Consider the following 14,644-nt stretch of genomic DNA (forward strand, 5'->3'; position numbering starts at 1 on the left):
TAATAGGAAAATCATTAATTATTAATAATCCATTGACAAATTAAACTGCAATCATAATTCCTTTCCCTAATTAACTATTTGCAAAAGCTTAGCCGTTATGCAATCCTGCTTTGATAGACTTTTTTAGGGTCTCTTCTAACTGAATAATATTAATTTTTAGCATTCTACACGATAAATAAATTTACGCAATTCAAGATATGAAATCAACAATTTTATCTCCCCATTCCCTATTTCCTATTACCTGAATTATTCCCGAAGTCTAATGAATATCAAATCTATTTAATTAGTTCTAATTAATTAGTTCTAATGAACCAAATTGTGAGAGTCTAAAACTTAAATTTCTACTAATGTAAACTTCATAAACGATAATGGTCAATTACTTCCTTAATTCTATTCGGAGCAGGAATACCTGATACAATAATTTCAATATCCCCTGTTCCCGCGCTAGCTATTTTGATAGTACCAGTATTGAACAAACGTTCCATCATACTCTGTTGAACTTGAATATTACGGATATGAGCGTGCATTACTTCATTAGTGTATCTACTAAGTAGACCTTGCTGTAAAATTGTACGCTTGTCAGTCACTATTAATGTTGTATTTTTACTTTTAATCCACCATACCAATAAGAATATAAGTCCTATTCCAAACAATAAAATCAAACACAAATAAGCAATAAATAAAAGTGGATTACTTCTCCACATACTCGGGTTAATTCGGCAACTTTCTACTTCCATCTACTAACTCCTTCAAAATTAAAAAGTCAAAAGTATAGCAATGTGCGCTGGCATATTTACAAATTACAAAAACTGTCTAATAGCTAAAAATCTTATATTATTCCAACGGAGATGCTGCGCAAACGGTTTTTTATTGCGCCAGATGAGCTGTTACCTTCCGGAGCTTTTGCTTGAGCACAGCGCTATAAGATTTTGTAGCCCAAAAACTTTTGAGAAGTTAAAAGTCAAAAGTCATGCATTAAGATTTTGTAGTTAAGTTTAAGGATGGGGTTTGTTAAGCGATCGCCACTAATAAAAAGTTTCTATAACTGGAAAAATCTAGTTATTTTCAAAGAAGCGACCGCTATTATTTATAAATCAAATTATCAGCTAGTTAGTCATATAAATCAGGACAAATATCTTTACCCCACGCTGGTAAACCTGCCTTTTTATCTTTCAATTTACGGTTAGGTAAATCAATTATACTAGGCATTTTATTCAACAAATCAAATCAAACAATATTGCATGGTTTTGAGTTTCTATCTGTAAAGGAATTTGCATTACCATCAAGCTTTAAATAAAACACCAATTTGCGATTAACATCACTGCAAAATCCAATAATTACAACTTTTAATAGGAGCTAAAAAACTATTAGTATTGGGTTAATTTTATTCAAATAAAGCAGGTACTTGAGAGTAATCTTTAATAGGACGAATTACTTTAGAAAAATGATTTGGAATGAAGTGGGAGCATCTTGCTCCCATGCCAAGCACTCCTTTAGAAAGCTCTATCTAAGGCTCTCCAATAGATAGTTTGCCCATTCTAAAGCTTTAGTTGAACTAGAGGGGTGACTTACCATAACAGTTACCCGACCACTTTGAGAGACTTCAGAACAATCAATGATTGCGGTAATTTCTGAGTTCTCTCCACTAACAAAAGCTGTGTTATTTACATTAATTGTATTACTAGGGGTTGGCAATTGTGCCTGTCCTAAAACATTCGCACTTTTCTCCAAACACTGAGATTGACTTAAGCCAAGATAATCAAACCTAAATGACAAGGCAGGTCCTGCATAAGCAACTGCTAATGTTGCTATGTAGATAGACAAAGTACTTGAAGCTACAGATATAGTCTTTACAATTTTAGAACCAAACCTCATATCACTCATAATGAAACTCCTCAAAACTCAATCAAATATCAATTAAATTGTTAGCTAGTTAATCGTACAATTCAGGACAAAACTCTTTACCCCACCCAGGTAAACCTGCCTTTGGATCTTCCAATTGACGGTTAAGTAAATCAATTATACTAGGCATTTTATTTAACAAATCAAATACAATAATGTTGCAAGGTTTTGAATTTTTATCTGTAAAGGAATTCGCATTAGCATCAAGCTTTAAATAAAAACTTGGATCGCGATTAACATCACTGCCAAATCCAATAATCACAATTTTTAATTCGTCTTGACTGTTAAGTTTGCCACAAGTTTCTTGAATAGAGTTAACAAAGGTATCGCGGTCGTCAAGTTCCCCATCTGTATAGATAATTATAAATCCTCCTTCATTTGGCATTCGTGTCCCAAACCATTGTCCGACAATTTGTTGAAAAGTAGGAGCTAAAAAAGTGTTACTATCAGGTTGATTTTCTTCAAATAGAGCAGGTACTTGAGAGTCATCTTGAATAGGACGAATTACTGTAGAAGAACGATTAGGACTAAAAAATGTTACAGTAATTTCATCGCAAATTCTTTCACCATTCATACCTTCTTGATTAAGAATATTATAAACATGACCTTCTATAACTTCTGCAATAGCTTTCCAACGACGTTCGTTATTGAATAAAGAGTCTCTTCGCACCATTGAACCGCTTTGGTCAATTAACATATAAACTTTACGGTCATAAATTTTTTTGTTAGGCATAATACTTCTCCTTTTTGTATTTGTAACTATTTGCTTTGTTTCTTCTGTGGGAGTAGAAACTTCAGAAGTTTCAACAACATTATAAGTCTTCCCACTGCTATATTTTTGGACGTAAGTAGACGAGTTCTTTGCCCTATGCTTTTCCTCATCATTTTTTTCTGTTCTAGGTAGTTGTTTAACTACACTTTGTAGTAATTTGATTACTACATCTTGCAGAAATTTCAACATGAAAAATTGGCTAAATTTATCTCTATTTTATTGTTGGTTGTTTTGCTAGCTCCCTTCATCTTTACTTTTCTCCTCTAAATTTTCTGAACTTTTGAAGTTTACCATTGGTTCGACCAGAGATTTCAACCATTTAAACTGTGCTGAAACTAACTCTATCATCACAGATAAAGACAGTTTAACCTTGGATTTTGCTTGAGGAATTTCTATCCAACCATCGGTATCTACAAGTTTTGATAAACCACGCCATATTTGAGCTTCTATCAGAATTTCCATTTTTTTAAATCCTGTAACTACTAACAGAGGAGCTATTTCTGATGGCAATTTAGAATTGTTAATTTCCTCTGCAAGTTGCTCTCTTAATTCTGGTATATTAGGGCCGATTTTCTTGATAGAATCTGCTGCTTTACTTGCTGGAGTTTCTTCTGTTTTCTCTGCAGAAATAACTTCTAATAGTTTTGAAAAAGAAACATAGAAACCGTAATTGACAAAACTGGAATAAATATTATCCTCATTGGGAGAATATTCCACATCTGGAGGCAAATAAATTTCTTTAGGTTTAATCGAATCTAGTTCCAATGTATTGTAAATTTTGCCAAAGTCTAGAGAATTAATAGCTTTTCCCTCAAAAAAATTACTGACTATTTCCTCTGGCAAATTTAACTCTACTGCCAACTTTTGTTGATTCTGAAAATTGCTTTTTTCCAGACTACTTCTGACTCGCTCAACATCTTCTGGATTGACCTGTAACAAGTCTGGATTTTTTAACAACTCCACATACAAACTAATATCTTTAGTTAGTTCCTTACATTTTTCATCCACCAAAGCACGAGCAACTAACTGACGTAAAATCAGTTCATTATCATCAGTATCTTTGTCTACAAATGCCAGATCGATTCTAATTTGCCGACCAATAATATCCAGACGTTTCTCTGGTTCAAGACCAGTTATTAATAGCAACAAAGAGGACTCCGGGAGTCTTTCTAAAACTACTGATGGAGAGCTACTTTCAATTAAAGAAATAGAATTTTTTGACAGAGGAGGTATTTCTTCTTTAACTATTCCATCTGCAATGACTTTTATCCAACGGTAATCTTTATCTTGGTCATAACCCCGACTTTGAACATAAATCTCCATAGTTTTTTTACCCTCCGTAAGTTATCTCTAGTCTGATTAATAAAGAAAATTCAGTGTTTCAAGTCTCCCTATTCCACTGAGATACTGATAACTGAAATTACCCTCCATAGCTTATCTCCAGTCTGATTAAATTAGCCATCATAAAAATCTTCTTTCCTCAAGAGCGAGAATATTTTTTAGGTGGGGAATGAGGTATTTATTCTTTAACTCCTCCATCTGCAATAACTTTTATCCAACGGTAATCTTTATCTTGGTCATAACCCCGACTTTGAACATAAATCTCCATAATTTTTTGACCAGAAAAAAAAGCATAAAATCTTCCCTTTAAAGGGGATAAAAAAAATAAAATTCAGTGTTTCAAGCCTCCCTATTCCACTGATAACAGATAACTGATAACTGAAATTACCCTCCATAACTTATACCAATTCACTTTAAAGATGTCACAAATAGTTTCAGAATTTAGATGTGAAATAATTTCCTGAAATTACTGTGGCATTAAAATTTTAACTTCCGCGAAAGTGAGGAATGCTGCTTAAACAAACTTCCCCTTGTTCACTACTCCCTACTCCCTAAATTTTTGATTTTTTCACAGAGAGAGGAGGTATTTCTTCTTTAACTATTCCATCTGCAATAACTTTTATCCAACGGTAATCTTTATCTTGGTCATAACCCCGATTTGAGCATAAATCTCCATCGCTGTTTTTACCGAAAAATTATGGGTATGCGCCTCCCCTTTTAAGGAGATAAAAAAAAGAGAATTACGTATTTTCTTGCCTCCTTATTGCAGAGGTACTGATAACTGATAACTGATAACTGATAACTGATAACTGAAATTACCCTCCGTAACTTATCTATATTCTGATTAAATTAGCCATAATAAAAATCTTCTTTTCTCCAGAGCGAGAATATTTTTTCGGTGGGGAATGAGGTATTTATTCTTTAACTCCTCCATCTGAATATAAATCTCCATAGTTGTTTCTACCAATGGATAATGGATAATTGATAATGAGGTAATTAGGGTTTGCTGAAAAAGTATGAGTGGTAAGGGTAGTAAAAGCTTGCACTTTTTAAGGGAAAAAAAATGATGAAACTTTTACTTTGAAAGGCTTTTATATTTAATCAGCAAGTCCTAATTATGGTTTGCGTATGGAAAGTCTTTTTGCTGAGGTAGGAGACAGGAGACAGGAGACAGGAGAAATGGGAATTTAGAAGAAGTAGGAGTAAGAATTGTAAGAGTGATTTTTCAGCCCAACTTTTGCCTAAAATACGCTCCTTTTTGAGCATGAAGAGCTGAAAACCAGGTACTTTTTTCGACCCCAAAAAGGCACTTGTCTTTATATGTCAATGCTTTTATATTTAATCAGCAAGCCCTAATTATTCATTATTCATTATTCATTATTCATTAATTTATACCTCTAACAATTCATTTCCCTGTAAGATAGTAAAACCATCCGTAGTTTTCCTAGTTTTGACAAATTGTTTAATAGCTTGCTCGAACATACTTTCTTGCTGAAACACACCACGGACAGCACTTAAAATAGGCGATCGCTTATAAATTTGCTGATCGTTATGTCGCTTTAATAAAAAGCTCAACAAATATCGGAGTAAATGGTCATTATCTTTAGGGTTGTAAGTATCCATACTGCTATTCTTTTTAAATACAAACTGGGGTTTATTAAAGTCTTCAATAAAGTAGCGGGAAAAAAACAAACATCCCACTGTTTGTATTGGCGTAGTAACTACAGCGATATTATTACTCCGACTGGGGTCGCTGAGAAACTTCAGCAAAGGTGAATACTTATCTTTTATACATCCTAAAAGTTTTTTAGCAGATTCTGAAGTTTGAACGTAAGTTTCACATTTTACAGGAGCTAAAATTACTAATTTAGGCTCCTTTAATCTTGTATAAGCAGCTTTAAATAAATCCAAAATTTCTTCTGGATGATTTTTAGCATCATGCCACCTGCCACTTCTGCCTTCTAGTAAATCCCAATTTTTACTATTTAAAGGATCGAGTTTATGAGGTTCAATCATTGCTGGAGTATCTATAGAAATAATTACTGCGGCAGATTTTTTCAGCAAACCTTTCAAATATTCTCTACCCACAGGATTATCTTTTAAAACATAACTTCCTGGATAATCTCGAAAACTCAATTTAAGTAATTGCCGTTCTGTTTTAGACAGATAAAATGCAAATTCTGGTAAAGATTCTGGTCCTGCAACTGCAGATGTTCCTGCTATTCCTCCAGTACCTTCTGTAGCGATAATTTCATCTCCCATACTCTGGAGGTCTTGGAGATTTTTTTGCAGAATTTCTTCAGTAGCAGAATCTGGTTTAAACTCAAAATTTACCTCTTGAATCTTACTAAACTGTTCGTAAATTGAGGTTAAAAGTGTAGTTTTACCAACACCACTTGCTCCTAACATTGTAGTAACAATTTCAGGCATAGCCATAATTTTATTCCTCCTAATTAATTTGAATTAGCTGTTAGCTTTTCACAAACAACTACCAGCTTTTTGAACTTGGATTAAAATTCCATGCTTCTATAAATAAGATAGTTTAAAATGAGGTTTAAATCCCCTTCGAAACGTAAAAAAAAACTTACTCCTACTGATTGCTGACTGCTTCTTTAATTACTAGACCTCTTGCAAAAGTTCTAATTAAATAAATTTAAGATATGAAATCAAGAATTTCATCCTCACTATTCCCTATTTCCTATTCCCTATTCCCTGACTTCTGGCAGAATCTGGTTTAAACTCAAAATTTACCTCTTTAATTTTACTAAACTGTTCGTATATTGAAGTTAAAAGTGTAGTTTTACCAACACCACTTGCTCCTAACATTGTAGTCACAATTTCTGGAATAGCCATAATTTTAGTCCTCCTAATTAATTTTAATTAACTGTTAGCTTTTAACAAACAGCTACCAGCTTTTTGAACTTGGATTAAAATCCCATGCTTCTATAAATCAGATAGTTTAAAATGAGGTTTAAATCCCCTTATAAAAGTAAAAAAAACTTACTCCTACTGATTACTGACTGCTTCTTTAATTACTAGAAATCTTGCAAAAGTTCTAATTAAATCAATAATTTCATCCCCACTATTCCCTATTACCGAATAATTAAGGTAAAAATCCTCTCATGAGCAAGGAGAAACAAGAAAAAATTTTCCTTTTATTCAATCCTTTTCCTTTTAGGGATAGGTAATTATCAATTATCCATTATCAATTATCAATTATTGAACTATTCCCTATTCCCTGACTTCTGCAAGAAGTCTATTGTAAGAATTGTAGTTTTTCTATCTTATTTATTTCAACAGTTTCTTTAACCAAGTCCTGCCATTCTTGTCGATAGCGACTATCTGGATCTTGTCCATATTCTTTCGGCCAAATAAAATCTTTATACTTATAAATAAAGGTTTGCCATTCCTCTTTTGCATTTTCAGAACGCAACACGCGGTCTATAAAATCTTCTACTTCATAAAAAGCAGTTTTTCCTGGTTCTGCGAAGATATTATCTAAATTATTTTCACACCGATAAACAGCTTCCCCATGCAATTCTTTTAAATAGTCAGATATTTCCTTAGCCATTTTTTTTCTAGTCTCTGGATTTTCTTTTTCTACACGAGATATTTGCACTTCGTTCCGATTAGGGTTGAGATTGTTTAAAAGGGGACGAATCATATAACGAAGATTTGCTTTGTAAGACATTTCAAATTTATAAAGACTCGTAAAAGGTTGTTTGAGATTTATAAGTCCGTCATCTATTTCTGCAACCATAACTTTGAGAAACTTACTTCCCTCAAGACCCCTTAAAGCTGGAATATCACCCAAATTTGCCTTTTCTATCAGCACATTTGTCAGACGGACTTTGATTCGTTCCACAGAATTATTTAAACCAGTATCCATGGCTTCAAAATGTTGAGTTAAATGAGTCCGAATATCATTTAAACACCTGTTAAAAGTGCTTTGCCAATCCCCAATATCTGCTTTTTTTCCCATTATATCCTCAATTTCAGGTAATCCCGAATCTTCCTGACATTGTTGAATAACGGCTTCAGCTTGTTCTTTAAAACCATCATCTTCAGAATTTTTTGATTCTTGTTCCGCATCTATTTCATAAAGAAAATCTTCTAAAGCAGATGCTAAATCTATCCAAAGTTTGTTAAAGAGTCGCAAAAACTTACCCATCTCATTGATATCTGCTTCCTGGGATTTTTGCATCCAATCTTGACTTGCTTTATTCAATTCATCACTAATATTTTTGTGCAGTTGATTTAGACTTTCTTGATAAGTTCTGGCATATTTATCATCCAGACTTTTAATATTACTTGCCAAATAATCTAATACCATATCTAAAACTCCATTAGCTGCTGTATCATTAGAACAATCAGCAATCCTACATTCAACCACATTAATATGTTTATCTCGGTAAGTAGATTGATGTTTTTGACAAGCATCTATATTGTCATTATTCCCACTAACATGATTGAGAATCATAAAAGAACGATTCTCTAAATTATTTAATGCTTGATAGGCAGTTTTATACAAATCCGTATCTCGTCTTTCCCACCCATAACGCAAAGGATCGGGGCGACGAATAAACAAAACTAAATCAACTTCTTGCCCTAATGTTTCTAATATTAATTGTTCATCTCCTAACCTTGTATCTCCCAAACCAGGAATGTCAACTAAGGCAACTTTACCAACATCTTGATTAGGAAATTTACAGTAAATTTTCACTTCTCTAACTGGCAAATGATCGAAGGTTTTGAGTTTGCCATTATTATCTCTAGGTTGAGAAACATACTTATCAATTTCTGCTTTAGAAACTCTTTGCGTTGTAGGAGAATTAGGCTTTAATAAATTTCTGTAATGAGACAAATTTTCGTGATAATCTCCCTTCAGATGTTCATACATTGACTCCCCAGTAGAATTACTACCATCAAAATTAGTATTAGGCAGTGGTTTAGCAAAATCATCAAGAGTTTCTGGTACTACCCCTAAACCTAATTCCTGATAGTAAGGTCCGATTACTTCCTGGATAAAAGAATTTTCTGAATGTAATATAACTTCAGCATAAGTTTCTCCTTCGTGATGATAAATAGTGCTGCGAACTGCCGTGCAAGCACCCCCTTTCCGAGCAGGAATTACATCATCCTCCAAACCACTAATTCTTTGTAAAAATGTACTTTTTCCTTGCCCCATCAATCCAACCACACCAATATTTAAAGTATTACGAGAAAGACGCTTCCTTAAAAACTCTAATTGGCTTAAATGTTCTGTAATATTTCCCCTAAGATTGAGAAAATCAAGACCACTTAAAAAATCTTTTGCTTGAGGATTATTTACGCTTCCAATTAAACGAATGCGACGCTCTTCAATATTGAATAAATTACTTGCTAGTTCCCCTAAATGTTCCTCAACATTTTTGATTTTCGCAACTAAAGGAACTCGTTGTTGAATAATTTCAGCGATTTTTTTCGATCTTGTTGACATAGTGTTAATTTCCTTTTCTTTAGCTAAACTTATTTTTTCTTGCATTTGTTCTTGAATATATTCAATCCATTCATAGTCAAATATTTGGGCATAAATAGGATTAGCAACTTTTAAAATTTTGCTCGACTGGGTAGTTTTTTTTGTAAGCATTAAGCCGTCAGCCATCAGCTATCAGCTAACCTCCTATGGTCGTAACTGCGTTAACAGCTATTGCTTTTAATTTAGGATAAAAGCTTTATTAATTGTGTTACTACAAAAGTTTGCTCCATTACCTTTAAAGTCAGTTGTTAATTTAAACACTGTCCTATATGAGAGAATCTTGTTGCTGATAGCTGACAGCTAATAGCTGTTTGTGCAGCATTTTGCAGGAAATGCCTACGCTTTTTTAATAACCAAACCAGAAGTTAACAAATCCCAATGACTATTATCTATTTCTGCAAAATTAATTCCACCATCCCTTAAAATTTTACCGAATAATTAAGGTTTAAAGCCTCTCCTTTAAAGGAGAAACAAGAAAATATTTTCCTTTTATTCAATCCTCTCTTTGAAAAGAAGAGGTAATTATCCATTATCAATTATCAATTATTGAAGATAGTTACCCAAACTATCAATATCTGCAATCCTCCAAAAATAATTTTCAATCTCTGTAAAATGAGACTGCAAATCATCATTTTTCCATTTTGCAACTATTTCATTCTTCACTATTTGTTCTATATACTTTTCCCAACTTACTGCTGCATCTTTTTCCCCTTGAATAACAACCAAATGACAGATAAATTGAGTTAAAAAAGGTTGCTCTCCCGTCCATTGGAGAATAAGCTCAATAACCAGTTTTGGCTCAGTGGTAATTTCCTCTATTCCACCCCAGAGTTCTTGACAATTTCCAACTAGAGGCTCAATTTCCAGATAATTACCTATATTAAAAGCTACACCTTTATCCGTTAAAATTTCGGAAGGTTTTGCTACTCCCAGAATCACAAAATTTAACTTTCTGAAAATACTATTATCAACTTCACTAGATATAGCATTTCTCAAAAAGCGTGAGATACAGTTGTTTTTGTTTTTTCTATCCCCTGTTTCTCGAATTACTACTCCCTACTCCCTACTCCCTACTCCCTACTCCCTACTCCCTACTTCCTACTTCCTACTTCCTACTCCCTAAAACAAACGAATTTTGCGCCTCACCAATATGAGAATTGCTATAAGCTCTTAATAACTCCCATAAACTCATTTTGTAATCCCCAATTAATCAGAGATTGAATTTCATCTAAAAAATCACTAGATGACTGTCAATTTTAGATAAAATTTCCCCTTTAAGAAAGTCACAAAACCTTTTACCCGGTGGAGAATTATATTTACCAAAAAATAGGGTCTAAAGTCTCCCCTTTTAAGGGGATGAAAAAAATATTCGATTCAGTATTTTCAATTCACTTTGCTTTCCTAGGTCATGCTGCGCAAACAGACAGAGGTACTGATAACTGATAACTGATAACTGATAACTGAAATGACTTTCCCAATATTTTTCCAACTTAAATAAAACAGAATTTTCGTGACTATCCAAAACTAAAAGCTCATCTATCTTCTTACAAACTTCATCTAGAACACTGTACCAAAATGAACCATCAGAACTAACCACACCAAACCCTTGCAAATTAATTTGAACACATACTATTCCTTCATCTGTTAAAAGTTTAGCAGTTCTAACCATCAAGCTAGACTTTCCCATTTGTCGGGGAGCTAAAATAGAACAAACTCGATTATGAGTATGAACATTTTTAGCAAAATCAAATAATTCCCGATCTATAGAACGCTTGACATAAGTTTCAGCTTCGTAAGGCAAAGTTCCACCTTGAATCTGAGTAAAAACTGCTCCCCTCAGAACCAGTCATAAAAAATTTACCTCACCATTTATAAATCTAAATTTTCCTCAAAAAACCTTCTATATAACTCACAACTTACTTCTTCTTGATTACCCCTATATTTAATTAAACCAATTTGTTCTAATTGAAATTTTGCAAAAGCATCTTTACACTTTTCACCACGCATAATTTTCTGAAAACAAACCATAAGTTGCTTATTTTCAGGAGCTTGTAATTTCTCTAAATGAGATAACAAATAATCACTAAAAGCTCCACTAATTTTTGACGCCTCCCCTTCTAACTCCTCCAAACTAATATTAGTTTGACTGATTTTATAAAGCGCCCTTTGAACCAAACTAGGATGACCCCCAATTAATTTCATCAAACAATTTATATTGTTTTCATCCCAACTTAAACCATAAATTTTAGCCAAACTTAAAATACATTCTGGTGTAAATTCTAAAAGTTCTATAGGAGTACCTACATTCTGCAATGGAGACCCCTTAAACTTAGCATCTAGATATGGTTCAGTTGAATAAGCAATTACCACACTAGGCCAAATAACTTTTTTACTTGAAACCAACTTCATTTTTTCTTCATTCCAAGTTCTTAATACCAGCAAAAAATCAGTTTGAGTCCGTTTACCTAATATTGAATCAATACCATCTATTAATAAAGTTTTTCCTGTTGCCGCAAATTTTGGTACTTCAGCAATCTTTTAAAGATATATTCTTCCAGATAATCTGTACAATTTTTGCCAGAAGCTTTGTGTTTATTCCAAGCAATTTCTAAGTCTGGCGGTTTCAGACCTGGAATTAACTTAGTAAAACCTGTTACCGAATAATTAAGGTTAAAAGCCTCTCCTTTAAAGGAGAAACAAGAAAAAATTTTCCTTTGAGTCAATACTATCCCTTTTCAAGGATAGGTAATAATTAATTATTAATTATTAATTATTAATTATTAATTATTAATTTTTGAAGACCTCTTCTGTAAACCTCCGAAACAGCTTTTCTGAGTCATTCAAAGTATCATCTCCAAAAGCATCTGTTGCCAAATCTATACGAGCAACAACTTCCTTTTTTTCCTTTTCTAAAAAATGACTAATTCTATCTAACAAAGAAGATTTTCCCATTCCCTTTGCTGCTTTTACTCTAATAAAAGGAACAGATTGATTTACCGAAATATTGTGGTTTAAAGCCTCCCTTTGAAGGGGATAATAAATAAAAATTTTCCTTTAAGTCAATCCTCTTCTTTTCAAGGAAAGGTAATTCTAAATTCTAAATTATAAATTCTAAATTCTTGAAATCTCTTGCTAAAGTTAATTCTCGCTGGCACTTTTCATCAGCATCTCGTTTGATATATAAAATAGAATCCAAAGGAACTATCCCCGTTGGTAAAGTACCTTGATAAACAAAAGACTTCAAAATAATTGTATTCGCTAGTTTCTTTCCTCGTTCACCATTTGTTGGAGGAGTTGAATTTCTTTTAATCTCAATCAAGTTAGATTTTTGAAATTTTTTTAACCTTTTTTCTGCATAATTATTATCAATTTTCAGGGAAGTATAACTCCTCAAAAGTTCGGCAAAACCAGCATAACTAAGGTTACCTTTCCATCCAAGAAGTATAAGGTAGCGAGCCAAAATTTCAAATTCTTTTTGCTCTTGTTTGTCTAACTGTGAAAGAAGTAAATGGTGGGAGTTCATCAAAACTTACTCCTATACTTAAGTTTTTCCGTATCATAGGTACTACGCAAATACCTTAGGACATCCTTCTTTTCCCTATTACCTTACAATCTAAATTTATTGTCCTAACCAAAAGACGTAGTGCTATAAATCTACTATGGCATCTATAACTCCAAGATAAGTAACTCAAATTTAAGTTTTAATACCTTGTTAATAAGTCAGTAGGTATACGAGAAAATTTATAAAGATGATGCAAATTATTGAGACTCAGTGGTCTACAAAATAAAAAAAGAACTCTTAAGCAGCTTTGGAAAAAGGATATGTGTCAATCTAGTGCAGGATGGCAGAAATAACTAACCAGTTATAAAATCCTAAAAACCTTACCAATCAATACTTTTGACTTTTAACTTTTAACTTTTGACTTTTGACTTCCGCGTAGCGGTACTAGTAGCTTCTTTAATCGTCAAATAATACGATCAGAATTGTGATACAATAAGTATATTGGGGGCTACTCGCCTATACGCATGATTTTTTATTCAACAAAAGTAGGATGTTCTAAAGCCTAATATGCAAATATCCTGGTTTGATCGACTAAAAACAATCCTCAGTTACTTATTAACCACAGGAATTATTATTACCACTCTGTTTTCTCTAGGAGGTTATTGGCAAAAAGGTATCATTTTCGAGCTAATTTCTCATTTTAAAGTTCAATATTTTGTAATTAGTTTAATTTTATTGTGTTGCTTAGGTATAACAGGCAAAAAGAGATTATTGTTAGTAGGTCTATTTTGCACAATTATTAACCTCACCCCAATTTTGCCTTGGTATATTTATCAAAAAGGTATTAGCCAAGAAACTCCTAACTTGCGAATTTTAGTTTATAACCTTTATGGAGGTAGAAATTCTCAATATTCACAAGTTACCAAAATGGTAAGACAAGAAAATCCAGATATAGCAATTTTTTTAGAACCTACTAATAAATGGTTTCAAAATCTACAAACATTATCTGATATTTTACCTAATTCAATTGCCTCTCAGTCTACCGATGGAATTCCTCCCCATGGAATTGTTGCAGTTTACAGCAAATTTCCTCTCAATAATTACTCAATAGAATTTTTTGCTCCCAACAGACCTACTATTATTACTGAATTCAAAATTAATCAAAAAGTCATTAATTTAATAGCAACCCATACTACTGTTCCTATATTTAGAAGCACTTTTAAACAACGCAATCAAATTTTAGAAGCACTTAGTAAATATATTCAACAATTAAATAATCCAGTTATTCTTGCAGGAGATTTGAATATAACCATGTGGTCTCCTTATTATCAAAAATTAGAACAAGAAACTGGATTAAGAAATAGTCGTTTAGGTTTTGGTATTATCCCTACTTGGCCTGCAAAATTTAATAACTCTGTATTTTTGTATATTTTATCTAGATTTTTCAAATTCCCATAGATCATTGTTTAATCAGTTCAGAAATTAAAGTCGTAAATGTTGAAACAAGAGCTAATTTAAGTTCTGAATTAGGTTCTGATCATCTCCCCTTAATTACAGATTTACTGATTAGCAAACCAGGAAATTAATAATATCATGCCCGGATAATTAG

At 32.8% G+C, this 14,644-nt stretch carries 14 protein-coding genes; 1 reads left to right on the forward strand and 13 read right to left on the reverse strand.

Going from position 1 to position 14,644, the window contains the following annotated elements; translation table 11 throughout:
* Positions 1–356: 356 nt before the first annotated feature.
* The 13 genes from SAGCYANO_RS27555 to SAGCYANO_RS27615 form a co-directional block, all read right to left on the reverse strand.
* Positions 357–737 (reverse strand): PH domain-containing protein, encoded by a 381-nt coding sequence (locus tag SAGCYANO_RS27555; protein ID WP_202222990.1) that lies wholly within the window; start codon positions 735–737, stop codon positions 357–359.
* A 766-nt stretch (positions 738–1,503) separates the two neighbouring features.
* On the reverse strand, positions 1,504–1,884 hold the full coding sequence (locus SAGCYANO_RS27560; RefSeq protein ID WP_202222991.1) for a hypothetical protein: 381 nt from the start codon (positions 1,882–1,884) through the stop codon (positions 1,504–1,506).
* Positions 1,885–1,933: 49 nt separating this feature from the next.
* Entirely contained in the window at positions 1,934–2,863 is a 930-nt protein-coding gene (locus SAGCYANO_RS27565; RefSeq protein WP_202222992.1) for a hypothetical protein, read from the reverse strand.
* 45 nt (positions 2,864–2,908) lie between these two features.
* Positions 2,909–3,997, reverse strand: coding sequence for a hypothetical protein (locus SAGCYANO_RS27570; protein ID WP_202222993.1), 1,089 nt, complete (start codon positions 3,995–3,997; stop codon positions 2,909–2,911).
* Positions 3,998–5,404: 1,407 nt separating this feature from the next.
* On the reverse strand, positions 5,405–6,451 hold the full coding sequence (locus SAGCYANO_RS27575) for a hypothetical protein (RefSeq protein ID WP_237396756.1): 1,047 nt from the start codon (positions 6,449–6,451) through the stop codon (positions 5,405–5,407).
* 255 nt (positions 6,452–6,706) lie between these two features.
* Positions 6,707–6,868, reverse strand: coding sequence for a hypothetical protein (locus SAGCYANO_RS27580; protein ID WP_202222994.1), 162 nt, complete (start codon positions 6,866–6,868; stop codon positions 6,707–6,709).
* 403 nt (positions 6,869–7,271) lie between these two features.
* Positions 7,272–9,644, reverse strand: a complete 2,373-nt coding sequence (locus SAGCYANO_RS27585; RefSeq protein ID WP_202222995.1) for a dynamin family protein — start codon at positions 9,642–9,644, stop codon at positions 7,272–7,274.
* A 432-nt stretch (positions 9,645–10,076) separates the two neighbouring features.
* Positions 10,077–10,529, reverse strand: coding sequence for a hypothetical protein (locus SAGCYANO_RS27590; RefSeq protein WP_202222996.1), 453 nt, complete (start codon positions 10,527–10,529; stop codon positions 10,077–10,079).
* Positions 10,530–10,881: 352 nt separating this feature from the next.
* A complete protein-coding gene (locus SAGCYANO_RS27595) occupies positions 10,882–11,334 on the reverse strand; it encodes an AAA-like domain-containing protein (RefSeq protein ID WP_202222997.1) in 453 nt (150 codons plus the stop codon).
* Positions 11,335–11,402: 68 nt separating this feature from the next.
* Positions 11,403–11,975, reverse strand: a complete 573-nt coding sequence (locus SAGCYANO_RS27600; protein ID WP_237396757.1) for an AAA-like domain-containing protein — start codon at positions 11,973–11,975, stop codon at positions 11,403–11,405.
* A 47-nt stretch (positions 11,976–12,022) separates the two neighbouring features.
* On the reverse strand, positions 12,023–12,256 hold the full coding sequence (locus tag SAGCYANO_RS27605; RefSeq protein WP_202222998.1) for a hypothetical protein: 234 nt from the start codon (positions 12,254–12,256) through the stop codon (positions 12,023–12,025).
* A 64-nt stretch (positions 12,257–12,320) separates the two neighbouring features.
* Positions 12,321–12,581 carry an AAA-like domain-containing protein gene (locus tag SAGCYANO_RS45770; protein ID WP_202223052.1) on the reverse strand — a complete coding sequence of 87 codons (261 nt, stop codon included), beginning with the start codon at positions 12,579–12,581 and terminating at the stop codon, positions 12,321–12,323.
* Positions 12,582–12,630: 49 nt separating this feature from the next.
* Entirely contained in the window at positions 12,631–13,056 is a 426-nt protein-coding gene (locus SAGCYANO_RS27615) for a hypothetical protein (protein ID WP_202222999.1), read from the reverse strand.
* A gap of 546 nt (positions 13,057–13,602) precedes the next feature.
* On the opposite strand from SAGCYANO_RS27615, the gene SAGCYANO_RS27620 reads away from it, so the two are divergent.
* On the forward strand, positions 13,603–14,493 hold the full coding sequence (locus tag SAGCYANO_RS27620; protein WP_202223000.1) for an endonuclease/exonuclease/phosphatase family protein: 891 nt from the start codon (positions 13,603–13,605) through the stop codon (positions 14,491–14,493).
* Positions 14,494–14,644 lie beyond the last annotated feature (151 nt).

The sequence above is a fragment of the Okeania sp. KiyG1 genome (assembly GCF_014132355.1).
In the GTDB taxonomy this organism is placed as follows: Bacteria; Cyanobacteriota; Cyanobacteriia; order Cyanobacteriales; family Microcoleaceae; genus Okeania.